Here is a 26933-nt window from a genome sequence, read left to right on the forward strand (position 1 = left end):
ACTCACTCGCCTTTCTCTATACCTTGGAATGTTTTTTCCAACGCTTCAATAAATTCATTTATCTCTTCTTTTGTTACCGTTAACGGTGGTAAAATCCGAACGACATTCGGTCCTGCTGTTAAAATAAGAAGGTTGTTTGCAATCGCTTTTTGTACGATATCAAGGGAGTTCGTTTCGACAAGCAGTCCCTTTAGCAGTCCTTTACCACGTATATTTTTAATAAATTCGTATTTTCCCTTCAACATTTCCAGCTGACTATCAAGGTATGTTACGACTTCTTTCACTTGGTTTAGTAAGTTGGTTTCAAGTATATGACTAACAGTTGCCAGTCCTGCAGCCGTCGCTAAAGGATTTCCACCAAAAGTACTGCCATGGCTGCCCGGTTCAAATCCCTTGGCTGCTTCTTCTTTTGCAATGATAGCTCCAATTGGGAACCCTGATCCAAGCCCCTTTGCAAGACTAATAACATCTGGTTCAATACCGTACTGCTCATAAGCAAATAGTGTACCCGTTCTGCCAATCCCCGTTTGGATTTCATCGACCATTAATAGTATTCCGTTATCCTTACAAATTTCAGCTAATTTTTTTACCCAACCCTGGCTTGCTGGAATGACTCCACCTTCACCTTGGACTAGCTCAAGTAAGACTGCTGCAGGCTTTCGAGTAGGTAGCTCTTCAAGTGCTTCTTCATCATTAAATGGGAGATAGCTGAACCCTGGCATTAGCGGTGAAAAGCCTTGTTGGATTTTTTCTTGACCTGTTGCTGTTAAGGTAGCTAATGTTCTGCCGTGGAAGGATTGCTGAAAAGTCACCACTTCAGAAGATCCGCTTCCCTTTACCTTGTTCGCATATCTTCTTGCGAGCTTAATCGCTGCTTCATTTGCTTCCGCCCCACTATTACAGAAGAAAACCTGATCCCCACAGCTATTAGCAGCAAGTAGTTCTGCGAGCTTTTCCTGATTTGGAATATGATAAAGGTTTGTACAGTGCCATAGGTCTTGCAGCTGTTCCTCCAGCTTTTCTTTTACAGCGTCTGGAACATGACCTAAATTACAGGTTGCAATCCCAGACGTGAAATCTAAATATTGCTTCCCCTGATCGTCCCACACATAACTTCCTTTTCCCTTCACTAATGTGACTGGGAAACGGCTGTACGTGGCCATTAATGGGGAGGATAGAGAGATGGAAGTATCGTTTACCATTTACGCAATCTCCTCTTCTAAAACAATTTTTGTACCAATCTCTTTGCCCGCAGTGTAATCTATCAAGCTATTTTTCTCAAAACCGTTAATGATTCCTACTTCAGGTATGTTGTGAACAAGGCCGTCTATGGCAGCCTTTACCTTTGGGATCATGCCACCGTAAATGGTTTGATTGTCGATTAGTTCTTCAATGGTTGATTTCGTTGCTTTATCAAGCTTTGTTTTTACACCATTTTTTTCAATTAGAATTCCCGGAATATCACTAATGAAGCAAAGATTTGCCTCCAGTGCTTTTGCAATCGCGCTAGCTGCTATATCTCCATTGATATTGTAGCGTTGACCACTCGCATCAATGCCGATGGGAGAAATAACTGGTATATACCCTTGATTGATGATTCCTTCAATGACACTTTGATTCACACCAACTACTTCACCAACAAAACCTAACGTTTTTGCATCAGCTGTCGGCATTGCTTTCAATAATCCGCCGTCTACTCCACTTATCCCAAAAGCATTTCCGCCTACCTCGACTAGGTTTCTGACCACTAGCTTATTAACCGAACCACTTAAAACCATTTCCACGATATCTAGCACATCATGGTTGGTTACACGTAAACCATTAACAAAAGTAGTTTCCACATTTAAATTTTTTAATAAGGACGTAATGAGAGGACCTCCGCCATGAACAATGATAGGTGTCCATTCACCTGATTGATGCATTTGAACGACATCTTCATAAAAAGATCTTGGCAGATTTTCTAACACACTTCCGCCACACTTAATGACTAGGTATTTCATTTTCGTCCTCCCTTACGTGCGGTAGGATGCATTAATTTTTACGTAATCGTAAGTTAGGTCGCATCCCCATGCAGTTGCACTATATTCACCCTGGTTTAATTCAACAAGTATTTTGATAACATCCAGTTGTAAGTATTCTTTAACCTCTTCTTCTACAAACATGCTTGGCAATCCGTTTTCGAATACTGTATAAGATCCGATTGATACCTTTATGGCATTCGGTTCAACAGGAACGCCACTGTAGCCAATTGCCGTCACAATTCTTCCCCAGTTTGGATCCGTTCCATAAATAGCTGTTTTTACTAGATTAGAAGAAATAATGGCTTTACCAACAGCACTTGCGGCGTTTCGGCTGTAGGAACCAGTCACTTGTACTTCTACTAGCTTGGTAGCACCTTCACCGTCACGTGCAATTTTTTTTGCAAGGGATTCACAAACCATTTTCAACCCCTGTTTAAATACATCCCAATCCGGATGATCCTTGGTTAGCTGACTGTTTTCTGCTAAACCATTGGCCAAGACGAGAACCATGTCATTCGTACTTGTATCACCATCAACCGTGATCATATTGAATGTTTGATTAGTGACATCGCGAAGGGCTGCCATCAGGTCTTCCTGTGCTATGTTTGCATCTGTAGTGACGAACCCAAGCATAGTAGCCATATTTGGATGGATCATTCCAGACCCCTTTGATGCGCCGCCGATGCTTACCGTTTTTCCATCGATAATCATTTGCACTGCAGTATGTTTAACACATGTATCAGTAGTTAGGATTGCTTCTTTAAATAAGCTCTCATTTTCATATTTTTTATTAAGGATTTGTGTAACTCCTGTTTTCACTTTATCCATCGGCATCAATTCACCGATAACCCCTGTGGATGTCACTGCAACTAGATGCTCTTGAATTCCTAGTTCATTCGCAAAATCCTTTTGCATGGTGTAGGCATCAAGTAATCCTTGTTCCCCTGTACAAGCATTCGCGTTACCGGAATTAACGATAATGGCTTGGAGTTTATTTTCTTTTGCTACGCTCTCTTGAGTAACTAATAAAGGAGCCGCTTGAAAAATATTTGTGGTATACACGCCTGCAGCAGTTGCTGGAACTTCCGATACAATGTAACCTAAATCGAGTCGTTTTCTTTTAATTCCACAGTGCATGCCACCTGCTTTATACCCCTTTGGTAAAGTGACACTTCCTTCTTCTAGTACTACGATTTCACTTGTTGATGTTGCTTGTGTCAATTTAATTTCCCCCTTCAAATCCCTATTGTTCTATCTTTACTATGGATACATTGGAATATCAATAAGCCCCGTTTGTTCATCCCAGCCATTCATCAAATTTAGATTTTGGATTGCCTGCCCAGCCGCTCCCTTAACTAAATTATCGATAACAGAGATAATCGTTAAGCGGTTGGTTCGTTCATCGACATGTAGCCCAATATCACAATAGTTTGACCCTGATACTTCTTTTGTAGAAGGGAGTGTTCCCTCAGGCCGTACCCTTATAAAATGAGAGTCTTGATAAAATTGTTTATATATATCGATAACTTTTTTAGTTGAAATTTTTTCTTTTAGATTCACATACATCGTACACATGATTCCTCGTGTCATTGGGACAAGGTGGGTAGTAAAAGAAACCGTGATGGAATTTCCACTCTCGTCTGTAAGGACTTGCTCAATTTCTGGAATGTGTTGATGTTTTCCAAGTTTATAAGCTTTAAAGTTTTCGTTGATTTCAGCGTAGTGTGCGGTTAATGAAAGTCCTCTTCCTGCGCCTGAGACGCCTGATTTCGCGTCAATGATGATTGAATTTTTATCAGCTAGCTTCGATTTTAGGATTGGGATTAGGCCCAAACTGGATGCGGTAGGATAACAGCCTGGATTGGCTATTAAATTAGCAGTCTTAATTTTTTCGCTATACATCTCACTTAAACCGTAAATTGCTTTTTCTAAATACTGCCCATCTGCAGGGGTGTGATTATACCAGGTTTCATATTCTGCACCAGAGCGTAATCGAAAGTCGCCTGAGAGGTCAATACATTTCATACCGTGCTCTAGCAGCTGCGGAACAAGTTTACTGCTGACACCAGATGGAGTAGCAAGGAAAGTAATATCGTTCGTTTCAGATAATCGTTTTGCATCAAATGTCTCTAATGGTTGATCCATTATTTTAGAAAGATGAGGATATGTTTCACTAAAGCTGAAGCCTGCTTTAGAGTTGGATACTACTGAACCAACCTCCAAGTAAGGATGCTTCTGAATCAAGCGAATAAGTTCTACAGAGCCATATCCTGTTCCACCAATGATTGCTGCTTTCATTTTTTCAACTCCCACGTTGCTCACATAATGAATTATTATACATAGACATATATAATTATTCAACATAAAAATTGCCTAATTTTCACTTTTAACTGAAAATTATTATGATTTAGTTTGTAAACGCTTTCATAAATAAATGTAAGATTATACAAAAACCATGCATATGCACTAAAAAAGCCCTTGCCTAGTAGCAAGAGCTTCGATTAGAAAAAACATAACTCTTTATTGTTGAAGAGTTCGTCTATATTTATATTGATTCCATTGGAAGTGGATGAAACAGCCAACACAAAAACCGAGAATGGCCACAAATGCTGCTAGTGCCACCATGATGGTGAAAATATAGCCAATGACATTCCACCCTAGTAAAAAGCTGATAAACCCGATTCCGAGGCAAATCACTGCAATCGTTTGATTAAATTGCTGTTGGTCCCAATCTTCAGGAATGTACGCCTTTGGATCCTTCTTTAAAAATAGTTTTCCTAGCTGCATAATCGGATTAAAACTTAAAAAAAGTCCACTTAGCCCAGAGAGTAAGGGTATCAGTAAAAACCACTCCAAACCAGAGAACCATGTTAACAGAACACTTATAACAATCACCACTTGATTTGTCTTTACAAGGGGACGAGGAATTGAACGAATAGCTTCTGACATTTTAAAACCAACCTTTCTTATTGGAATTATATGCTTATTGTTATTTTAACTCGATTAATCCTCTTTGTATAGTAATAAATTTTCAAAACAACTTTAATTAGAGCCCAAATAAAAAGGCTAAGGCTCTATTATCATTCATTGTTGATTTTCGTGTAGGTGGAGAATTCATAAGCGGAGAAATTCCCTTTAACTGCTCTAAAATAAGGCAAAATCCAACGATTTGGACCATATAAACGGAAAAACTTTCCTTATTTTTAACGAGGTATTTCCCAATTTAAGCGGAATTTTTCAGCTTATCTTTCAAAACACTGTGAAGCATCGGACTACTTTCCATTCTTGGCGATTTATTCTAAATAAATATTTAGAAGTAAATTTCCAAGTTTTGTAGAATTGTTGTGTGATTTTGTAGAAATAAATTAAAATTTTGTAGAATTCCTCTTCAATTTTGTAGAATTCTCATGATTTTGTGTAGAATAAATTAAAATTTTGTAGAATTCTCATGATTTTGTGTAGAATAAATTAAAATTTTGTAGAATTCTCATGATTTTGTGTAGAATAAATTAAAATTTTGTAGAATTCTCATGATTTTGTGTAGAATAAAACAATTTTTGTGTAGAATTCTCATCCTATTGTGGAAAATCCCATGCGCCAACTCGCAAAAATAGGCAGTGATTGGCCCAAATTGTTTACTATATCATAAAAAACCAGGCTGGGAGCGAGTTCCCTGCCTGGTTTTTTTAAATAAAGCTCTAAAACACATTAATATGTCTCTGACTCTTCAAGGCGGAACCCCTCTACGACCACTTCTTCATCTATTTCCAACAATAAGCATCGTTTACCTTGGAACGTAATGTATTTTACATATTTCAGATCTTTTGGGTTGATCGAAAGATTGGCAACCTTTGTCTCAATTTTGATAGTTTTCGGAACTAAGCTGCTGGCCTTAAATTCGTGTTTTTCATCATCAACGATAGCCTTCAGAGCATGTTCCACTTTGGCCGTCTCTACATTTTCAACGCCGCTCACCGTTAAAATGCGTTCTATATCCCGAGAATCCAACGTAGGGATTTCACTTTCTTCATTCTCTTGATTCTCCTGAACCAGCTTATCAATTTCCTCATACACATTGGAAATCACGCGGGAATCTACTTCGTCTCCTATCACTTCTTTTAAGATGAAATCGAAGCAGTCCTTATCTTCCTGAGCAGTTATAATCTCTTCACAATTAAGTACTTCTTCCATGAATTTAAAATCCGGTTGATTTGCTTTCCCTGCACAGTAGAGAATACGGTTTACATCCGCTGCATTATCGTTTAAGGCAGGGAAAAGGAAGCCTGATAAAGGAGAATCTAAATTAATAATGGGATCAAAGACATTGTAGGATTTGTATTCCTTCTCAATATAATCAAACATCAGGGCTTTTTTCGGCACATCCGTTTTATTTAGACTGCATAGAATAAAACCGTTGGAATAGACCTGGTCATCCCCGCCTTCTTCAGATTCCGCATTGCGTTTTCGGGTCGGCTTTCGATATTCTCCGCGGATAAACGTCACCACGGTATCAAATTCATAAACCGTGTTAGCAAACATTTTCACGACGATTTCCAACATGTATTCTTTCCAGTCTTCCGTTGTTTCTTGTTGTAATCCTTCGTAAAGGAACATTTGAGTACTGTCTTCCACATCCCGCATGAATTTCAGCTCAAACAGTTTAGCATCCAGCTGACCTGTTAACACTTTTTTAAAGTTGGTTAAAAACAATTCCTGTGCTTCCTGTTCTAACATGGGAAACGGCTGACTGACTTGATGATAAATCTCGCCTGATTCCTTTTGGACATACACATTAAAGATTTCTCGAATTTGCAGATTGTAATTGTCTAGTTTAAATTGCTTGCGAATATTAGCGATATCTTTTTTATTCATTTGGTCTCAACTCCTATTCTTGATTATACTGTTCAGAAATATAAATTGTAATAATTGAGACCAAGATATTAGAAAAAAATGAGCATACAAATCGGTAAGATTTGATGCTCCATTTAACTTTACAGATTTAGATTAAAATGCATTAAGTTTAAAACGCTTCGCAATTCCTGAACAGGTACCTGCCCTGGGGCAGAGGCTTTCTTGGCTGCACCAAACGTAAGTGCAGAGCCAAATACTTCTCCCGTCAATCGACTAACAACCCCTTTGCCTGCCATAGACATGGTAATAAATGGCCGATCAGCGTATTCTTCATTCATTGTATTAGTGGCATCGAGGAGGGTCAGCACATCGGTTGAACTGGTCGGCATGACAGCAATTTTAGGGATATCTCCCCCTAATTCCTGCGCTTTACACAAACGATAGATAATTTCTTCTTTCGGTGGGGTCTTATGAAAATCATGGTTTGAAAGAATAACGAAAGCCTCTTGTGCATGCGCCGCTTCAATTACGGTTTTAACTTCATTTTCTTCATTAAATAACTCAATATCAATCAAATCTACTAATCCAGTTAGCACAACAGTTTTGTTTAATTCGAAATAGTAAGCCGGGCTGATTTCCTTTTCGCCACCCTCTTTTGCACTTCTAAACGTGAAAATCAGAGGGATCTCAGATAAAACCGTACGAATTTCCCTTAATGCCTCTTTCACTGCATCAATTTGTTCGACCTGTTCAAAAAAATCAACACGCCATTCCACCACGTCCGCTCCGAGAGTTTTAACATGCTCGGCTTCCTCCAATAACTGTGCCACTGAACTTCCCATCATTGAAACGCATATTTTAGGCTGCCCTTCTCCAATCGTAACCCCTTTAACGGTAATTGTTTTTCGTGTCATTTTCTCACCTTTTCTTTACACCGAAGTTCGTTCCTAGTATATCTATTATTTCGTCTGCAATTTCACTCGGAGCCTTGTTATCTGTTTCTATTTTTAAATGATGCTGTGAATAGATTGCTTGTCTTGTATAAAATAAATCTTCCATTTCTGCTTTTGATTTACCTTGTAACACTGGCCGGCTCTCAATAATCAATTCCAATCTATTTTTCCAGTTTTCCAAAGATATATTGAGGTATATGACAATGCATGAAGTTAAACATACCTGTCTGATTTCTTCCTGTAAAAAAGCACCTCCGCCAACAGAAATAATCTTCTGTTCTTGTTCAGCTAGATTGGAAATCAAACTTTTCTCTCTTTGTCTAAAAGCCTTTTCACCAATTTGATTGAAAATCTGTGAGACGGGCATTTGATATTCCTTTTCAATTTCTTCATCTATATCGATAAATGGACGATTAAACTTTTTGGAGACAAGCTTTCCAACTGTTGTCTTTCCAACACCCATAAACCCAATAAATACAATACTTCTTTCACCTTTTTTCACCCTTTGCTCCCCCTATGGACAACCCGCATGTTTTACATCATTATAATGCTTAATTGAAAATTTAGAAACTAACAGTGGTGCCTGACACCAAAAGAAAAAGACCCCAATGGAGTCTTGTAATGGAACCTTTATTAATTTTTCATTTTGGGATCAAGGATATCCCTTAAGCCATCACCCATAAGGTTAAAACCAAGGACCGTCAGCATAATGGCGATACCAGGAAAGAATAAGGTCCATGGAGCCTGTGTGATGTAATTTTTTGAATCGGCCAGCATTTTTCCCCACTCAGGTGTTGGAGCCTGTGCCCCCATTCCAAGGAAGCCAAGAGCTGCAGCCTCAATAATGGCAGTAGCGATGGCAAGTGTCGCTTGGACAATAACAGGAGAAATACTATTCGGCAAAATATGGCTTAGGAGAATCCGTGTATCTCTCATTCCAACTGCTTTAGCAGCCATAATATACTCTTCTTGCTTCACACTTAGTACTTTTGAGCGAACGAGTCGTCCAAAGTTTGGAATATTAATAACAGCAATCGCAATCAAGGCATTTTTCAATGAAGGCCCAAGGATAGCAACGACCGCGATAGCTAATAGGATACTTGGAAACGCGAGCATGATATCAAAAATCCGAGAGATAATTGCATCCACCCAACGGCCATAATAGCCTGCTACAATTCCTAGCATGGTTCCAAATACAACAGATCCTAATACAGAGAAAAAACCTACCCATAAAGATATTCTTGCACCATACAGTATTCGCGAAAAGATATCTCGTCCAAAATCATCTGTACCAAACCAATGTTCACTGGAAGGTGCCAGCATTCGGTCGGACAGCACCTGCTCCTTATAACTATATGGGGCAATGACAGGAGCCAAAATTGCTATGATAATAAAGAAGACAACAATTCCTAAACCAGCAACTGCTAATTTATTTTTTCCAAAAGACTGCAAGGCTTCCTTCCAGGGAGGTGTCAGCTTTTCTTCAACAGCTTTTACAGATAAATCTGCTGCGCTTTTTGCAAGTTCTGCCACTACTCATCCCTCCTCTATTTCGTATATTTAATTCTTGGATCCACAAATACATACAAAAGATCCACGATTAAATTAATGAGTACAAAGATCGCTGCAATAATTAAAATCCCTGACTGGATAACAGGATAATCTCGATAAGCGATGGCATCGTACAAATACCTGCCTATTCCCGGCCACCCGAAGATGGTCTCCGTCAGTATAGCTCCTCCCAAAAGCAGCCCCGTTTGTAAGCCGATGATCGTCAGCACTGGAATAACTGCATTTTTTAAAGAGTGCTTATAAACCACCCAAAACATACTTACTCCCTTTGCTCTTGCTGTCCGGATGTAATCTGATTTCATTACCTCAAGCATCGTTGCACGGGTCATCCTTGCAATAATGGCCATCGGGATTGTCGCAAGGGCCGAAGCTGGCAAAATGATGTGCTTGAGAACGACAACGAATTGATCAAATCTTCCCTGCATAATAGTATCAAGCAAATAAATATTCGTTATCGCTGTAACAGGGTCCCTGGCATCCTCCCTTCCAGTCGTTGGAAGCCACCCTAAGTCAATAGCAAATGCCCATTGCAGCATTAAACCAAGCCAAAATATTGGCATCGAAACCCCGATTAGAGCAAATACCATTGCACCATAATCGAACCATGATCTTGAGAACCAGGCACTGATAATGCCGGCATTTACACCAATGATAATGGCAATAAGCATAGCTACAATTGTTAATTCAAGTGTTGCTGCTAAATATGGCCAAACCTCTGCATTTATTGGCCCTCTTGTTCGGAGGGAAATTCCTAAATCCCCATGAAGGAGGGCATTAATATAATCTCCATATTGTATGTACCAAGGCCTGTTCAATCCTAATTGTTCTGTTAGCGTGGCAATCGCTTCTTTCGTTGCCCTTTGTCCAAGAATTACCTGTGCAGGATTACCGGGAATCGCATGGATAATCGCAAAAACAATGAGAGTCATTCCAAATAATACGGGAATTAATGAAAAAACACGACGGACCGTATAAGTAAACAACCTTCTCACCCCTTTTAAAAAGATACTGGATCTTACTTTTGGGTAATAAAAGGGGAGGTAAAACCCCTCCCCTTTTTACCGCTTATTTTTTAAATTCGACTTTGTCGAGAGCTTCAGAACCTGTTGGGTGCGGTAAATAATTGATAACATCTTTACTTGCTGCAGATAGTGGTCTAGAGTGAACAAGCGGTACCCATGGAGCATCTTCATGGATGATTTCTTGAGCTTGCTTGTAAAGATCGTTACGCTTCGCCTGATCAGTTTCTTGCTGTGCTTTTATTAAAATGTCATGTAATTGGTCGTTACTATAGAATGAATAGTTATTTGCTCCAATGCTGTCTTTATCTAACAATGTGTATAAGAAGTTATCAGGGTCACCATTGTCACCTGTCCAGCCAAGCATATAAGAGTCAAATTCGCCTTTTGCAGCTTTGTCTAAATAAGTAGCCCAGTCAACAGATTGGATTTTAGCTTTTACGCCAATCTTGCTAAAGCTTTCCTGAATAACCTCAGCAACCTTTTGTGCTTCAGGCATGTAAAGACGTGCAACCGGCATTGCCCATAGATCCATTTCAAATCCATCTGGGTATCCAGCTTCTTTTAATAATGCTTTTGCCTTTTCTAAGTCAAAGTCATATTCTTCTACTGCATCATTGTACCCTTCAATTGAAGGTGGCATTGGATTTTTAGCAGGCTCTGCTTGACCGCCGTAGAATGCATCAATAATTGCCTTCTTATCAATCGCATGGTTTAAAGCTTGACGAACAAGCTTGTTGTCAAATGGTTTACGAGTTAATGTAAAACCTAAGTAGCCTACGTTCATCGAAGGACGTTCGATTAATTGAAGATTAGGGTTATCCGTTACCGTTTTGGAATCAGAATTGTTTAAGCCGTCCATCATATCCACTTCGCCATTTACTAAGGCATTAAGTCGTGCTGTGTTTTCTGGAATAACACGGAAAATAACTTTGTTTAACTTAGGTAATCCCTTTTGCCAGTAATCAGCATTCTTTTCAAGGGTAATTCGGTCATTTTGTTTCCACTCAACAAATTTGAATGGACCTGTTCCAACTGGATGGCTTCTGAAATCGTCGCCGTATTTCTTAAGAGCTGCTGGGCTGGCAATTCCGAATGGGGACATTGCCAAGTTCTTTAAGAATGGGGCTTGAGGTCTTTTCAACACAAATTGAACCGTATTGGCATCAACCGCTTTTACCTCTTTAATAACGTGACCTTCGTCCGCTTTGAATCCGCCAAACATGGTGTAGTAAGGGAATTTATCAGCGTCGCCATTCATCCAGCGATCAAAGTTATACACAACTGCATCGGCATTGAAATCCGTGCCGTCATGGAACTTTACTCCCTCTTGTAGCTTGAATGTATAGGTCAATGAATCTGCACTAACTTCCCAGCTTTTTGCAAGTTTCGGGTGTACTGTTGTATCTTGATCGCCGTAATCTAATAACGTATCGAAGATATTTTCTGTTACTTTGAAGGTATCCCCTTCAGTTGTTGTGATTGGGTCAAGTGACGTAGAATCTACACCGCGGGCATAGATTAACGTATCTTTTCCTTTACTTGTTTCTTTGCCATCTTTTTCATTACTATTGCTTTTGCTGTTGCAGCCAACCAGGAACATGCTGACGGCTAATAAAGAAACTAACAGCAGCTTAAACGTTTTTTTCTTCATACGTGTTTTTACCCCCCATAAGCTTTGTTTTTATATCATCAATGCAGCTAATCACTGGTTATATAAGTGACAGGCTACAAAATGACCATTGAGATTACTTTCCTGCGGTCTAGTGGTTTTACAAATATCCATGCATTCCTTGCATCTTGTATGGAAGGCACAGCCTGAAGGAGGATTGGCTGGACTAGGCAGCTCCCCTTCTATTAAAATCGTTTTCTTCTTAACATCAGGATCTGGTATCGGTACGGCAGAAAGAAGTGCTTTTGTGTATGGATGCTTGGGATTCTCGTAAAGCTCCTCACTTTCTGCTAACTCTATTAATCTTCCTAAATACATAACACCCACACGATCACTAATATGACGAACAACACCAAGGTCGTGTGCGATAAATATGTAGGTAAGTTGGAATTCCTTTTGGATCTCCTTCATCAGGTTCAGAACTTGAGCCTGAATTGATACATCAAGTGCAGATACAGGTTCATCCGCAATAATTAACTTGGGTTTTGTCATTAATGCTTTGGCAATCCCTATACGCTGACGCTGCCCGCCGCTAAATTGATGCGGATATCTTTTCGCATGGTAGCTACTTAAACCTACCACCTCGAGCATGTCCCTAACCTGCTTCTTGCGTTCTTCTTTTGTCCCTATTCCATGAACAATCAAAGGCTCTTCAAGGATCTGCTCAATTGAATGCCTTGGGTTTAATGATGCATAGGGATCCTGGAACACCATTTGGATATCTCTTCGTGTTTTTCTTAACTCAGACTTTGACAAGCTGGTAATCTCTTTATCTTCAAAAACAATCTGCCCGTCACTTGCTTCAATTAAGCGCATGAGTAATCGGCCAGTCGTTGATTTCCCGCAACCACTTTCCCCAACGATTCCTAATGTCTCTCCTTTTTTTACATAAAAAGAAACATCATCAACCGCTTTGACTTCTCCTTGCTTCCTTCCCAAAAGGCCACCTGTAATTGGAAAGTATTTTTTCAGTCCGTTTACCTCAAGAAGTAACTCCGACATGTTTGTCACTCCCCTTCAATGTATGTAGGAAACAACGTACTTCATGTCCGTCTTTTTCCGTTTTATATAATTGTGGTGATTCTTCGTGACATTGAGAAAATACCTCAGAACACCTAGCGGCGAATCGGCACCCTTTATGGACAGATCCAGGTGTAGGAACTGTTCCTGGAATACTATAAAGCCTCTCCTTTTTCCCTCTTAGGTCTGGAACGGATTTTAGCAGGCCAATTGTGTAAGGATGTTGAGGATTCTTAAGTATAGTCCGGACATCGCCTTGTTCAACGATTTGACCAGAATACATTACAATGACGCGCTCACAAATTTCTGCTACCACACCTAAATCATGGGTAATCAAAATGATGGAGGTGTTCGTCTTTTGGTTTAGATCCTTCATTAATGCAAGAATTTGTGCCTGAATCGTTACGTCAAGGGCAGTTGTAGGCTCGTCCGCAATCAGCACCCTTGGATTACAGGCCATGGCCATAGCAATCATGACCCTTTGTCTCATCCCCCCTGATAATTGATGAGGGTATTCTTTAAGAATTCCTTCTGCTCTTGGAATTCCGACTAATTTTAGTAGTTCTATACAACGCTGCTTAATTTGGACCTTTGTTAGGTCAGTATGTAATTTGATGGCTTCCATTAGTTGATTCCCTATCGTAAATAAGGGATTTAATGACGTCATGGGTTCCTGGAAGATCATTGATATTTGATTTCCACGAATCTTCCGCCATTCTTTTTCCGATATGTTTTTCAGGTCTCTTCCTTCAAAAATGATTTCTCCATTCTCGATTTTTCCTGGTGGAGAAGGAATTAGACCCATCGTAGCTAGGGACGTTACACTTTTCCCACTTCCTGATTCCCCTACGATTCCAAGGATTTCTCCATCCCTTAAATCAAAACTGATACCATCCACAGCTGGGACAAGCTTCTTCCCTGATTGAAAAGACACCTTTAAATCCTTTATGCGAAGAATAGGATCTTTGTCCACATTTACACCTACTTTGACTATTTATTTCGAAAACCAAAATATTCTTCTAAAATATTAAAATTTAATAAATTTTAAAACTATTATGACATATATTACTTTAGAGTTACTATCGAAATTTGTCAATTAAGTAAAAAAAATTAAAAAAAGCACCTGATACCGCGGCGCGCTACCGTATTAACGCACCGGGGGTCAGGCACCAAAGAAAGTATTCATTCTTCTTTTGGATTTTTAAATTGAACCCTTTGGATTTTTTCTGTTTTAATAGTTTTGATAAAGGATAGGATCATAAGAATCATTATTATAGTAAAAGGAAATGCTGCAATGATGGAGGCTGTTTGTAATGCACCTAATCCCCCCGCCCAAAGTAATACAGCTGCAGATGCCGACTGGATAACCCCCCAAACTAATTTTACTCCATTTGGCGGATTAAGATCTCCTCCCGTAGATTGCATCCCTAGGACGAAAGTGGCCGAATCTGCTGATGTAATGAAAAAGGTGCTGATAAGAAAAATAGCGATATATGACATAACATTTCCGAATGGAAAATGCATCAGGACCGAAAACAAAGCAATTTCCTGCCCCTTCTGATTGATAATGTCCATGATATTTTGATGTTGGAAGTACTCCAAGTATACCGATGAACCACCAAATACGGAAAACCATAAGGCTCCAAATACAGTGGGAACCAATAAGACACCAATGACAAACTCTCTAATCGTTCTCCCTTTTGAAACCCTAGCTATAAAGGTTCCGACAAATGGAGCCCAGGCAATCCACCACGCCCAGTAAAAAATGGTCCAATCCTGAACCCATGTATTCTGTTCAAACGGGCTTAACCTAAAGCTCATTGCTGTCAGATTTTGCAGATAACTCCCAATGGTGGTTGTGAACAAGTCCATAATAAAATTGGTTGGTCCCGAAAATAACAGAAACAGCATGAGAGCGATAGCCAAAATGATATTCGCATTACTTAAAAATGCAATCCCTTTATCCAATCCGGTAGATGCAGATAACATATAGAGAACAGTAACCACTATGATAATGATAAGCTGGGTCGTAAAATTATTTTGTATTGCAGGAAACATATACGATGCCCCGCCGCTAATTTGTGTAGCTCCAAATCCCAATGATGTGGCGACCCCGAAAATGGTAGCAAAAATGGCGATAAAATCGAATACGATCCCCAATGGACCTTCCACTCGATTCCCGAACAGCGGTTTTAGTATTTTACTAACAACTCCGGCAGTATCCTTCCGAAAATTGAAATAGGCTAGAATTAATCCGATCACAGCATAAATAGCCCATGGATGTAATCCCCAATGAAAAAAGGAAAATCTTATGGCCATTCTTGCTGAATCTGCTGTTTGTCCCTTTCCAACAGGCGGCTCATAATAGTGTGATAACGGCTCTGCCACACCCCAAAAGACAAGGCCAATGCCCATTCCTGCACTGAATAACATCGCAAACCATGTTAGACTACTGAATTCGGGCACATCTGTATCTTTCCCAAGCCTTATGCTTCCATATTTAGTAAAAATCAACGCAAGTGCAAAAACTAAGAACCCACTGGCGGAAAGAAGATAAAACCAACCAAATTTTTCGATAATAGAACTTTGAATTATACTTGTTACATGTTGAAGGTTTCCATTTGGTAAATATCGTTCAGGAATGGTCCCCCAGATAATAAATAGTAGACAAATAATAACTGCTATCCAGAACACTGGCGTTACTTTCTTCATATTTGCACCCCTCAATTCAGACCTTCTGTTTAAGTATTCATTAAGGGCTGGATAAGTATACAAAAAGGATGGCGAATTAGCACCATCCTACGATTCGTTAGTTTATTTCTGAAAGCGCGATTTTTTGGTACATTTTAAAGAACCCATCACAGAATTGGTCCCATTCTGTTGCTGCTTCTAAGGACGCTTCGCTTACCTCTCCTAACACAGGTCTTTGCAGTAAATCTTCTAATTGTTCGGTGAACTGCTTAATCGTTTCTATAGATGCCCCTTGCAATACACTTTCGACAAAATCAGCGGGGGCATACCATTCTGATACTCTTTGGAGATCACGGTATACTTGCGTTAACAATAAATTACGCGGCCCTTCCCATTGCTCATTGACCACTACATCTCTGAAAATGCGTGGTAGCGAGGAGAACTCCTCCATTACTCCATGTCCAGCAAAAACGGAAATAGCCTCACGTAATACCTCTGCACCTTCATTAGTCACACACATTTTTTGCAATAAAATCAGTTCCCGTAGATTGAAGAGCTGTTTTCGAACTTCCAGAGGATGATTCGATTTTATTCCTGGGTTTAGTGGTTGCTCTAGCTTCAAGAACAAATCATATACTTTAAATGCCCCTGCTGTGGTCCGCTCGGCCGCATTTTCAATCCGTTTTAATTTACTAGCAGCCAGCGGATAATCTTTCACTTTTTTTCCAAAAACCGTCCTAAAATCACTGTATAGCTTTGCTTCTCTAGATGCTCGAAGCATAAACCCTGCACAGGCAATCCCAATTTCCAAACGGGACAGAGTAAGAACGATTCCTACCGCTACCGCCACGCCTTTATCTAACGGCCCGATTGGATAAGCAAGTGCACCATTGTATTGAATTTCACCTGTTGGTACTTCCGATGTCCCCATTTTCCATTTTATTCGATTAATTTGATAGCTATTTCTCTTTTCCTTTTCTTTATCCCCCGGCAACCAGGACGGGACAATAAATGTTGAAACTTTATTCGTGCCAGTCACTTTTGCTGTCACAACAGAATAATCAGCATGGGCTACCGAACAGAAGAATTTATTCCCATATAAGCGGAAATTCTTTCCTTCCGGAACGGCCTCAAGAAGATTAGCAGGTAAGTCAGAACCACCTTGAATTTCTGACATAAACTGTGCCCCAATGGCAAACTCTCCATTTATTCCTTCTTTTGAATGCTGTAAAATATCTTGAAGTTCTGGATATTCTTCATTTGGAAATTGATCTAGGAGGGCAATGAGTCCATGTGTACATGTCATTGGGCAGGTTACTCCAGCTTCTCCTAATTGGTGAATTAACATTCGCTTCACAAAGCTCTCCCATGACTCCATTTGACTAGAAAATAACCCTTCACCGAAAACACCTTGTTCAAGCTTGTGGACTTCCATGGGACGAACAACCCGGTCAATTCGATGGTTAAATGCATCAAAGTGGAGCATATACGGACGTACCTCAGGTCTCGCAGTTCGTTCAGCTAGACGATTCCATTCATTGGAAACTATGGGTGAAAACCCTATTATCTTTTTATGGATTTGTTCATATCGATTTGCAGTAAAATGTTTCACTGCTTTTTGTAAAAATGGCTCATCACGATACCAATCTAGGTTTTCACGTTTTTCAACAAATGCATCAAATGTATAGGTATTTTCCCCTCTTTTATCTGTGCCTTGGGAAGCGATGTTCATAGTTCATTCACTCCTTTTTTGTTAAATTATTCTAAAAATTCAATTTAATTATAACTGTTCACCCTCGCGAAGGACAATGACATTTTTACGAAATAACATTTTCAACTTCTTACATAAAAAAACCCTGTGCTGGCGACTTGCCTAGTATCAGGGTTTTAGTTATCCTATTTTTTCAAGCCTGTGTAAATGTGAATGGCATCTCTTAAAAATTCTGCCGTACCAGGTTGTTCTTTATCATAATAAGCGGTGAATCTTTCATCATCTACATACATTTGAGCGAGGCTGGCATGTGCCTCCTTGCTATATTTATTCCAATAATAACATAACCACTGCTTGTGAAGATCGGCCGCTTTTTGAGCAAGTTCACCTGCAGCATCTCCCGTTTTGAACGCCTCAGCTAAGGTTTTGGTCACTTCTTCTGCTAACCTTGTTGCATGGTCATATTGTTCTTGTGTCATGTTCTGCAGTTTCGCATTGGATTGGTCAACCGTGTCATTTCCGTACTTTGTACGGATTTCCTTTCCGTACTTTTTCTCGTTGTCTTCAATCATTTTTTTCTTAAAGCCTTCGAATTTTTCTTTATTAGACATCTCTATTCTCCCTTCTGTTGATGCAATTGTTTTATCTACATTGGCAATTAAGTGCTCTAATTGTTCTTTTCTCTCAAGGAGATTTTTACGATGTTCTCTAAGCGCAATAGCTCCATCAAAATCAGGGGCAGTTATGATTTCCTTTATGCTTTCTAGGCTGATATCCAGTTCTCGATAAAACAAGATTTGTTGCAGTTGGTCCACTTCTGCTTGCCCGTAAATTCGATAACCTGATGAATTGATTCTTGCCGGCTTAAGAATTCCAATTTCATCATAGTACCGAAGGGTTCTGGTGCTGACCCCCGCCAATTGTGCCAGCTTTTGCACTGTATACTCCATTCGTTCACCTCCCATAACTAAACGATACACCTTTACGTTGCGTTAATGTCAATCACTAGATTGCCTATTTTTTATGCAAAATTGGTGTCAGGCACCAAAAAAGTTGTCGATTTGTTTTGATAATAATAGTGCATTTCTCCTTTATAATAGTGTTAGGTAAAAATCCCCATAATAAAAGGAGAGATTTGATGGCTAAACTTTACGTTATTTATAATCAACCTAAGGATCAGGAGGGATTTGAACAATATTATTACAATGTACATATTCCTTTAGTGCAAAAACTTCCTCATCTTAAAGGTGCTGAAGTTCATCGTGTCTTACAAGCTCAAAACACGACTGAACCTTTATACCTATTTGCCGAACTTCATTTCGATAATCCCGCAGATTTGAGTCAATCGTTATCATCCCATGAAGGACAGGAAGTTCAGGGAGACGTTTTAAACCTGATGAAATACTTGGATAAACCACCCGTAATTTCAATAGTAGAATAAGCTTCACAAAAAGGTCCCTTAAAGGGGCTTTTTTTCGCGTACTATCTGATTCTTTTTGTGATGTTTGACCTCCTATAGTCATACAGTTTTACTAAAGGAGGATGGACATGTACACTTCTTTATCAACGATGAAGCTAATCCGCTATTCTGTCGCATATGTATTTATAATCTCCGGTGTTATGAAATTAGTTAACACTGAACTAGCCAATGGGTTTCTCAGTTTAGGTTTACCTTATTCCCACATCCTGTTAAAAGCTGTTATCCTACTTGAGATTGGATGTGGGGTATTACTATTGGTAAATAAGGCAGTTAACCATGCCGTAATCCCCTTAATCGCCATCATGATTGCTGCGCTTCTATTAACTAAATTTCCACTCTTGCACACTGGCTTGTTAACATTTGCATTTCATGCACGGTTAGATATTGTGATGCTTGTCCTACTGATAATTCTTTATAAACGATATTCACATTAACTACGACAGTACTTTGAACTGACCAAGCCGGTAAACAATCCATTTGTTATGGTAAAATGAAAGAAACGGTATAAAAGAGGCAAGCATCCCTATGAAACTAATAGATAAGGTAAAAAATCTCCCCTCTTCCCCTGGGGTTTATCTAATGAAGGATTCCTCTGACAATGTCATTTATGTGGGGAAAGCCAAAAACCTTAAAAATCGAGTACGTTCATACTTTCAAAACACTAAGGCACATTCTCAAAAGATAAAAAAATTGAAGGCAAACATCAATGATTTTCAATTGATACTAACCGATACCGAATTCGAAGCAATTATGTTGGAATGTAAACTGATTAAAGACATCAAGCCCATTTTTAATAAAAAAATGAAAAATCCCACTTCCTACACTTATATCCGGTTCCAAAAAAGAAACACCCATTGGATTGTTGATATATCAAACACTATTGAAAAGGATGGCAGCCTTTATTTCGGTCCCTATCCAAGCAAACAAACAGTTGAAAAAGCACTTCAAGGAATGAAAGAATTTCTAAAAATAGACTGTGGTAATCCGAACAAGGGCACGCCTTGTTTGAACTACTCTTTAGGTTTATGTATCGGTATATGTTTTAATGAAGATTCACGTAAGCAATACAATGAACGATTGAGAAAAATGATGGATTTTCTTCACGGGACGGATACTGAAGTCCTTCAAGAATTGAAACAAAAAATGATAGATGCCTCAAACAACTTTGATTTTGAAAAAGCAGCAAAATACCGAGATACACTAGATGCGATTCAATCGCTTATCTATAAAGAAAAAGTGATAGATTTTACAGAAGCAAATAAAAATATCGCTCTTATCGAATATATAGAAGATGCCACCTTGAAACTTTTTCTAATCAAAGGGAACCTTGTTCTTTTTAGTGAAAAATATAAAATAAAGGAAGAGAATTCAGAGCAGTTGGTCGATAAAATTAAAGCGAATATATTAAAGCATTTTAAGAGTTTAAGCAATCTTTCATCCATTGAAGTTAGCAGAGACGAAATCGATGAAGCACAAATCATTTATAGTTATTTAAACAGCAGTTCGTGCAAATATGTGATTATAGACGAAGATTGGTTAGAATTCGAACACCAAAAAAATCTAGATTCTTCTATAATAAACTCACTGCTAAATTGAATTGATTTCATCTATTATCCTCGGTTTTTAAACCGGGGTTTTTTTTGTTATCCAGACTTATAAATTTTACCAAATTCCTCCTAATTCGGACAACTCTATGAAACTATTAGTTAGAAAAATAAATCTAATCAAAATTTATATACTATTTTAAAAAAACTTTCTTTTTTTCTTAATAAATGTAGTAATTCAGTATTATCAAGCTTTTTAAAACGCATACAGTTGAATTACCAAAAAAAGTTTTTGACAATTCAAAACCATAAAAAGTATTATAAAATAATAATAAAGGAGGTAGAAACATGTCAAACTTAAATAGGCAGAAAATTGTGGATAGTGTACCTCAGAAGGGATTCGTTGGACATCCTAAAGGATTATTCACTCTTTTCTTTACGGAATTCTGGGAGAGATTTTCTTACTATGGTATGAGAGCAATCCTTGTATTCTATATGTACTACTCAGTTTCTAAAGGTGGATTGGGCATTGATAAAACGCTCGCACTTTCCATCATGTCCATATATGGATCACTAGTTTACATGTCTGGTGTTATTGGCGGATGGCTAGCTGACCGCGTATTTGGTACTTCAAAAGCAGTATTCTACGGTGGAATATTAATCATGTTTGGTCATATTGCACTTGCTATTCCTGGCAGTGTCTCCATGTTCTTTGTATCCATGGTATTAATCGTACTTGGTACAGGACTATTGAAGCCAAACGTTTCAACTGTTGTTGGTGAATTGTACAGTGAGAAAGACGAACGTCGTGACGCTGGTTTCACCATTTTCTACATGGGAATCAACATGGGAGCATTCTTATCTCCATTAATCGTTGGATCTGTTGGCAACTTCCACTTAGGTTTTGGTATTGCTGCAGTAGGTATGTTCTTAGGATTAATTATGTTTATTGCTACTAAGAAAAAAAATCTCGGCCTTGCTGGAACAATGGTTTCAAATCCATTGTCACCATCTGAAAAGAAAAAAGTCTATACTTATATTGGTTTAGGTGTCGTTGTTCTTGCAGTTATTTTTGCTATTTTAATTCCAAAAGGCATCTTAACATTTGAAGGATTTATTAATTTAGTTACTGTTCTTGGTGTGTTAATTCCAACCATGTATTTCATTGTTATGTATCGTAGCCCGAAAACAACTGCAGTAGAACGTTCACGTGTTATTGCATACATCCCATTATTCATTGCATCTGTTATGTTCTGGGCAATTCAAGAGCAGGGTTCTACGATCCTTGCAAGCTACGCAGATACGCGTACTCAATTGCATTTTGCAGGAATTGATATTAAACCAGCTTGGTTCCAATCATTAAACCCATTATTTATTATCACTTTAGCACCATTATTTGCTTGGATTTGGGTTAAAATGGGGGACCGTCAACCAACAATTCCGCAAAAATTCTCATTATCATTACTTTTCTCTGGGGTATCTTTTTTAGTAATTCTATTGCCATCCTATCTAGGAGGCACAGATTCTTTAGTTAACCCATTATGGCTTGTTCTTAGTTATTTAATCTGTGTAATTGGTGAATTATTGCTTTCACCAGTAGGACTATCCGCTACAACTAAACTAGCTCCTGCTGCTTTCTCTGCACAAACAATGAGCTTATGGTTCTTATCTAGTGCAGCAGCACAAGCACTCAATGCACAAGTGGTTAAATTCTACTCTGAAGATACTGAAATGGCTTACTTCGGCATCATCGGTGGAGCATCTATCTTACTAGGTATTATCCTTTTAATGCTTTCTCCAAAAATTCAGAAGTTCATGCATGGTGTAAAATAAATAAAAAAGCGGCTGATTCAGCCGCTTTTTTTATTTATTCAATAGATGCTTTACAGAATATATAGGATGGTACAGCATCATCCACTTCCCAGAGTATCGCATGACTGCCTTCATCTTTTCGCGATATCTTAGCTTATAGCAGTGTACTTTACAGTTAGAGCAGGCCGTTTTATCTTCACCAAAGCGGCAGAATGAGAGTCTTAGCAGGGCATAGTTTTTTAGGTCCTGACAATCCTTACATAAATTTTCACGATTATGCTTTTTTCGGCAATAAAGTTCAATCATTTCCTTTACAATCTCTTTTTCCTTTAGAATATTTGGACCATTATTAGGCTCAATTAATTTTGCCCTCATGATAGTAAACCTCCCTTTTCAGATTTACTTAAGCAAACTTCTTACTCTCACCATATCATACGATTCTTCAAACGGACGGTAGAATCATTACAAATTCCGTACAATTACATCCTGACAGTCGTTGGAACATTTCGCCCCTTTTCGGCGTTGGGTTCAGCTATCTCCGGATGTGCCTTCCTAATAACAGATGGTCTTGCAAGGACCAAAACAACACCAATGAATAAAGAAGCAGATAGAAGCAGGATCCATTGTGCAGGAAAAAGATCATAAAGAAAGCCGTACAATACCATTCCTAATGGCATTAACGCCATCGCCATCGTTTCAAGCAGCGAAAATATACGTCCCTTAAAATCATCCTCAATTTTTTTCTGTAGCATCACCTGTAGGGGTGTATTGACGATAATGATTAATGCTCCAAGTCCGAACATGATTACCAGATAAAAAACGAAAACCGAAGTAGACGTTAGACCCACTAATAATGGAAAGGAAACTGCCGCCATCACACATCCCATACCAACAATGGCCCACTTTGAAACAAGCAGCGGATACCTTACTTCTTTTCTAATAGAAAAATAAATGGATAGAAGCAGCATACCAACGGCAAATGCTCCTTGGGTAAATCCAAAACGCTGGGAAACCATTTTCATTTTTTCAATAAGAATGAACGAATAGCCAACCTCAAATGCTCCAAACAGGAAGTTAATCAATAAAGAAATCCAAACAATCGTTACCAAGATTGGCTGCAGCTTTAAATAGATAATTCCCGCCTTAATACTCACCCACATGGATTCCTTCTGCCCCGCAATCTCCTTTTCCTTTCGGTTGGCGAATAGCGTAAAATCCATTGTCGATTCAAGTACAACGGCAAGACACGAAGCAATCATATACATAATGAGAAAAGTCTGCATTGATACAGCACCGTACAAAAGCCCACCTACTGCCGGGCTGGCAATGGCTGCAAAGGAGATGGACATTTGGTTTAAAGACATAGCTCTTTGAACTCTCGCTTCATCCACAAGACCAGATACGGAGGAAGTAAAGGTCACCCCGGAAAACATGGAAGTGATGGATAATATACAGGAGGTGATATAGATTGCAGTTAACGATAGGTCGGTGATGAAACTTACCAGCAGTAATCCCCCAACTGCTATGGTTGTTGCAACTTGTGATAAAACAACAATCAATTTTCTTGAGTATTGGTCAGCAAGGTATCCAGCGAACGGGGCAGCGAGGGTACGTGGTAAAATATTGCAGATAAGATTAGCAGCAAAACTAGTGGCCGAACCAGTTGCTTGTAAAATATAAAAACTTATAGCAAAAGAATAAACTTGTGCACCAAAGGAGGAAATAAGTTTACTTATTGTGAAAGTCCATAGATGGTAGGTTGCTTTTTTTAGCTTTAGGCCATCATTCATACAATCCACTCTCCAAAAAGTTTAATTTAATTAAACAAATCATACCACACCAAATACTTCCATTTCAAGAAAAAGTTTAATATAATTAAACTACCAACTAAATAGGGTGTGTTTCATACATGTTAGGAGAACGGATACGGGAAATTCGGAAAATGAAAAAAATGACACTTGAAGGACTAGCAGGGGAAGAACTAACCAAAGGAATGCTTAGCCTAATTGAGAACAACAAAGCTAAACCTTCCATGGAAAGTCTGACGTATATTGCAAAGCGTTTAGGTGTGGAGGTAACTGAGCTGTTAGAAGAAATCAGCGGACAGGAGCTACGAGGACTTTTAGAAACAGCGGAGAAATTATACAATTCCGCTGTTGAACAATGTCCCGACAAATATAAACAGCTTATTAGCTCGCTCGATCCTTATATGGATAAGTTAAATGGTGGGTATGAAGCTGCCCGATTATTAGACATCTATGGCCGCTGCCGCTATCATGAACAATTTAATGACTGGAATATCTATTGTAAACGTGCAGCGAAAATGTATGACGAGATGAATCTGACAGCGAAACGAGCAGGGATTGGGATTTTGTACTCCACAGAGAAATTTGTTAAACACGAGTATACTGAATCATTAAAGATTTTCTTAGCTGAACGTGCTACGATCGAAGCAAAGCATGCGTATGTTGACCCAATTACTCGTGCTGACCTTGATTATCAAGAGGCCATTCTTTACTTTGCGGTTGGCGATTCAGAATCCGCTAAGCAGGTGATGGAAAAGGCTATTCAATTCTCAAAAGAGCATCGGATTTTTTATCGAATTGATGATTTGTACAGGCTTGCCGTAGCCCATGCGATGATGACCAAGGATGAAGAAAATAAGTTGCATTATCTTAAGAAATTAAAGCAATATGGGGACTTTGCAGATCATACACCATCCATCCTTTTCTATGATTTGTTCAAGGTCATGTCGCTAATGGAAAAACAGGATTATTATGCTTCACTTGAAATAATTGACCACTATTTGTCTAATCCAAAAACAACAGATTTTTATGAAGTATGGTTTCTTCTTGAAAAGGGAAAGGCCCTATATAGCCTTAGACGGTTTCTAGAAGCTATACCGTTTCTTGAAAAAATGACCATTCCCTCTTGGGTGCATCATCCTTTTGATTTGTCACTGTTATATGTAAAGGATTGCTACAAGGCCCTTTGCCTGTTTGAATTAGGCCATGATGATGAAGCCCTTCATGCCGCCAAACATGCAGTGAATCATTTCGAACTGCTTCCACAAACACCTTTTAAGGATTTTGCCCATGAAACGTATAACAGAATGATAGAGAACATCAAAGAAAATAAACCCGCTGAAGACTAAAAACGTCACAACTCGGCGGGTTTATTTTCTATGTTTCTTTTGTTTCATTTAATTCATCTATTAATTGTTTAGTCCTTTTGGCATTTCCTTCAGCAAAGTTCTCGAGGCGTTCCTTTAGTTCATCATCATCGTGAATACGTTCTGCAGTGATTAAATACGATCGCATTAAATCTTCTTCCACCTCAATGGAATGTTCAAGGACTTGTTCAAGTTTGTCCTTCTCTTCCTTCTTCTTTCGGTTATCTGAGTTTAGAACCACAAGAAGACCTCCTTTTTACCATTATCCTTCACTAATTCATACCCAGCTATCCACTTAACCGAAACAATTTTAAAGATAACTTTATTCATATTTAGTGGGATCAGTAAAAGTGATATAGACCAAACAGATTGCTGTCGTCACAAATCCTCAACCAAGATTAATCTGCTCAATAATTAGATAGTTATTACATAATTGCACTTGTATGCAGTCTGCATAAGTTGGCGTTTTAAATTATTGGTTAAATTTATTTAGCTAATTTCTAGCTCTTTGGTTAGCAAAGGTATACGCTTCTTCTACCCATTTATTCACATCGCTAGTAAGTTCGGACTCATCTCTAATCATCAAATGATGAATCCAGCGGCCAGGATACGGTTCAGTTGCTTCAACAATTTGGTCATGTTCAATATATCGTCCTACGCAAAAAGTAAGGACAATCGCATTTTCCGGACGTTTATTGAGCCACGGCTTATGCTGCCATACCCAAGCAAACTTTGGTTTGGTTCCGAATGAGATTTGGGATTTCTTCACATCAAATGGTACGGGTGCAATCGATTGGATCATTTGATTCACAGCCTGGAACAATGAAATGAGATGTTCTTGATTAGAAAAGAAGTTGTCTATATCCTTTTCAAATACAGATTCCATCCTTTATTCCCCCTCTCTTCACCTTCAACCTTACATGTACAAATAACTTCTACTTATCTTATTCCTTCTATTTAAATTATACCTGTATTTTCCATAAATATCATTCTAAAAGAAATGTAGTTAGGTAGAGAATAAATATACGAAAATAGGGTCCCCAATTGGTGGTGAACCCTATTTTTTCATATATGATTTTTCCCTATATTAATCAAACAGTTTTGCAAGTAAGCCTGCAACAATGACGACAATAATGGCACCAATTATTGATGGTACTAACGAGAATCCCAGAATCATAGGACCCCAATTCCCCATTAAATATGGACCAACCCATGCTCCCACGAAACCTGCAACAATAGCTCCTGCCCAGCCCCCCGGCATATCGAAAGGTGATAACTTGCTCCCCACAACACCAATTACCATAGCAACAATAACAGTAAGAATAAAAGAAAGAATAGTCATGCCATTAACTCCTTTTTTGCCATTATATGCAAAACTTGTACAAAGCGTTCGGACATACGGGAGGTATTTCACA

General features: G+C 38.8%; 26 protein-coding genes. 5 read left to right on the top strand and 21 right to left on the bottom strand.

The window, feature by feature from the left end:
* Positions 1–2 precede the first annotated feature (2 nt).
* The 16 genes from AA0X95_RS24385 to AA0X95_RS24460 form a co-directional block, all read right to left on the bottom strand.
* The gene (locus AA0X95_RS24385) at positions 3–1202 is read right to left on the bottom strand and encodes an acetylornithine transaminase (protein ID WP_413302613.1); all 1200 of its coding nucleotides are present in this window, start codon (positions 1200–1202) and stop codon (positions 3–5) included.
* On the bottom strand, positions 1203–2000 hold the full coding sequence (gene argB / locus AA0X95_RS24390; protein WP_413302615.1) for an acetylglutamate kinase: 798 nt from the start codon (positions 1998–2000) through the stop codon (positions 1203–1205).
* Positions 2001–2012: 12 nt separating this feature from the next.
* A complete protein-coding gene (argJ, locus tag AA0X95_RS24395; protein WP_413302617.1) occupies positions 2013–3242 on the bottom strand; it encodes a bifunctional ornithine acetyltransferase/N-acetylglutamate synthase in 1230 nt (409 codons plus the stop codon).
* 39 nt (positions 3243–3281) lie between these two features.
* A complete protein-coding gene (gene argC, locus AA0X95_RS24400) occupies positions 3282–4319 on the bottom strand; it encodes an N-acetyl-gamma-glutamyl-phosphate reductase (protein ID WP_413302620.1) in 1038 nt (345 codons plus the stop codon).
* A gap of 222 nt (positions 4320–4541) precedes the next feature.
* A complete protein-coding gene (locus AA0X95_RS24405) occupies positions 4542–4970 on the bottom strand; it encodes a DUF4395 domain-containing protein (RefSeq protein ID WP_413302623.1) in 429 nt (142 codons plus the stop codon).
* Positions 4971–5729: 759 nt separating this feature from the next.
* Positions 5730–6893: a DUF4317 domain-containing protein gene (locus AA0X95_RS24410; protein ID WP_413302626.1), complete on the bottom strand. Its 1164-nt coding sequence runs from the start codon at positions 6891–6893 to the stop codon at positions 5730–5732.
* A 119-nt stretch (positions 6894–7012) separates the two neighbouring features.
* Complete coding sequence (gene aroD / locus AA0X95_RS24415; RefSeq protein ID WP_413302629.1) at positions 7013–7786, bottom strand: type I 3-dehydroquinate dehydratase; 774 nt, start codon at positions 7784–7786, stop codon at positions 7013–7015.
* A gap of 4 nt (positions 7787–7790) precedes the next feature.
* On the bottom strand, positions 7791–8288 hold the full coding sequence (locus AA0X95_RS24420; protein WP_413310218.1) for a shikimate kinase: 498 nt from the start codon (positions 8286–8288) through the stop codon (positions 7791–7793).
* Positions 8289–8458: 170 nt separating this feature from the next.
* A complete protein-coding gene (gene nikC, locus AA0X95_RS24425) occupies positions 8459–9358 on the bottom strand; it encodes a nickel transporter permease (protein ID WP_413302632.1) in 900 nt (299 codons plus the stop codon).
* 14 nt (positions 9359–9372) lie between these two features.
* The gene (locus tag AA0X95_RS24430) at positions 9373–10380 is read right to left on the bottom strand and encodes an ABC transporter permease (protein WP_413302635.1); all 1008 of its coding nucleotides are present in this window, start codon (positions 10378–10380) and stop codon (positions 9373–9375) included.
* Positions 10381–10462: 82 nt separating this feature from the next.
* The gene (locus tag AA0X95_RS24435) at positions 10463–12070 is read right to left on the bottom strand and encodes an ABC transporter substrate-binding protein (RefSeq protein ID WP_413302638.1); all 1608 of its coding nucleotides are present in this window, start codon (positions 12068–12070) and stop codon (positions 10463–10465) included.
* Between the two features lie 51 nt (positions 12071–12121).
* Complete coding sequence (locus AA0X95_RS24440; protein WP_413302641.1) at positions 12122–13090, bottom strand: ABC transporter ATP-binding protein; 969 nt, start codon at positions 13088–13090, stop codon at positions 12122–12124.
* On the bottom strand, positions 13071–14081 hold the full coding sequence (locus AA0X95_RS24445; protein WP_413302644.1) for an ABC transporter ATP-binding protein: 1011 nt from the start codon (positions 14079–14081) through the stop codon (positions 13071–13073). The genes AA0X95_RS24440 and AA0X95_RS24445 overlap by 20 nt, the downstream gene beginning before the upstream one ends.
* Positions 14082–14290: 209 nt before the next feature.
* Positions 14291–15820, bottom strand: a complete 1530-nt coding sequence (locus AA0X95_RS24450) for a BCCT family transporter (protein WP_413302646.1) — start codon at positions 15818–15820, stop codon at positions 14291–14293.
* Between the two features lie 97 nt (positions 15821–15917).
* The gene (locus AA0X95_RS24455; protein ID WP_413302648.1) at positions 15918–17531 is read right to left on the bottom strand and encodes an acyl-CoA dehydrogenase family protein; all 1614 of its coding nucleotides are present in this window, start codon (positions 17529–17531) and stop codon (positions 15918–15920) included.
* Between the two features lie 164 nt (positions 17532–17695).
* Positions 17696–18460: a MerR family transcriptional regulator gene (locus tag AA0X95_RS24460; protein ID WP_413302650.1), complete on the bottom strand. Its 765-nt coding sequence runs from the start codon at positions 18458–18460 to the stop codon at positions 17696–17698.
* 188 nt (positions 18461–18648) lie between these two features.
* Between AA0X95_RS24460 and AA0X95_RS24465 the strand changes: the two genes are divergently transcribed.
* The 4 genes from AA0X95_RS24465 (at position 18649) to AA0X95_RS24480 (ending at position 22367) form a co-directional block, all read left to right on the top strand.
* Positions 18649–18951 carry an EthD family reductase gene (locus AA0X95_RS24465; RefSeq protein ID WP_413302653.1) on the top strand — a complete coding sequence of 101 codons (303 nt, stop codon included), beginning with the start codon at positions 18649–18651 and terminating at the stop codon, positions 18949–18951.
* Positions 18952–19058: 107 nt separating this feature from the next.
* Positions 19059–19424 carry a DoxX family protein gene (locus AA0X95_RS24470; RefSeq protein ID WP_413302656.1) on the top strand — a complete coding sequence of 122 codons (366 nt, stop codon included), beginning with the start codon at positions 19059–19061 and terminating at the stop codon, positions 19422–19424.
* A 91-nt stretch (positions 19425–19515) separates the two neighbouring features.
* A complete protein-coding gene (locus AA0X95_RS24475) occupies positions 19516–20586 on the top strand; it encodes a UvrB/UvrC motif-containing protein (RefSeq protein ID WP_413302658.1) in 1071 nt (356 codons plus the stop codon).
* A gap of 296 nt (positions 20587–20882) precedes the next feature.
* The gene (locus AA0X95_RS24480; RefSeq protein ID WP_413302661.1) at positions 20883–22367 is read left to right on the top strand and encodes a peptide MFS transporter; all 1485 of its coding nucleotides are present in this window, start codon (positions 20883–20885) and stop codon (positions 22365–22367) included.
* 30 nt (positions 22368–22397) lie between these two features.
* Here the strand turns inward: AA0X95_RS24480 and AA0X95_RS24485 are convergent, their stop codons facing one another.
* On the bottom strand, positions 22398–22721 hold the full coding sequence (locus tag AA0X95_RS24485; protein WP_413302664.1) for a nitrous oxide-stimulated promoter family protein: 324 nt from the start codon (positions 22719–22721) through the stop codon (positions 22398–22400).
* Between the two features lie 104 nt (positions 22722–22825).
* Positions 22826–24136: an MFS transporter gene (locus AA0X95_RS24490; RefSeq protein ID WP_413302667.1), complete on the bottom strand. Its 1311-nt coding sequence runs from the start codon at positions 24134–24136 to the stop codon at positions 22826–22828.
* A 119-nt stretch (positions 24137–24255) separates the two neighbouring features.
* Between AA0X95_RS24490 and AA0X95_RS24495 the strand changes: the two genes are divergently transcribed.
* Complete coding sequence (locus AA0X95_RS24495; protein ID WP_413302669.1) at positions 24256–25500, top strand: helix-turn-helix domain-containing protein; 1245 nt, start codon at positions 24256–24258, stop codon at positions 25498–25500.
* Between the two features lie 28 nt (positions 25501–25528).
* On the opposite strand, the gene AA0X95_RS24500 is transcribed toward AA0X95_RS24495, so the two are convergent.
* The 3 genes from AA0X95_RS24500 to AA0X95_RS24510 form a co-directional block, all read right to left on the bottom strand.
* Positions 25529–25759, bottom strand: a complete 231-nt coding sequence (locus AA0X95_RS24500) for a hypothetical protein (RefSeq protein WP_413302671.1) — start codon at positions 25757–25759, stop codon at positions 25529–25531.
* A 252-nt stretch (positions 25760–26011) separates the two neighbouring features.
* On the bottom strand, positions 26012–26404 hold the full coding sequence (locus tag AA0X95_RS24505) for a DUF5655 domain-containing protein (RefSeq protein ID WP_413302674.1): 393 nt from the start codon (positions 26402–26404) through the stop codon (positions 26012–26014).
* A gap of 201 nt (positions 26405–26605) precedes the next feature.
* Positions 26606–26860, bottom strand: a complete 255-nt coding sequence (locus AA0X95_RS24510; RefSeq protein ID WP_413302677.1) for a GlsB/YeaQ/YmgE family stress response membrane protein — start codon at positions 26858–26860, stop codon at positions 26606–26608.
* Positions 26861–26933 lie beyond the last annotated feature (73 nt).

This window comes from Neobacillus phoenicis (assembly GCF_047302305.1).
Taxonomy (GTDB): domain Bacteria; phylum Bacillota; class Bacilli; order Bacillales; family Cytobacillaceae; genus Neobacillus.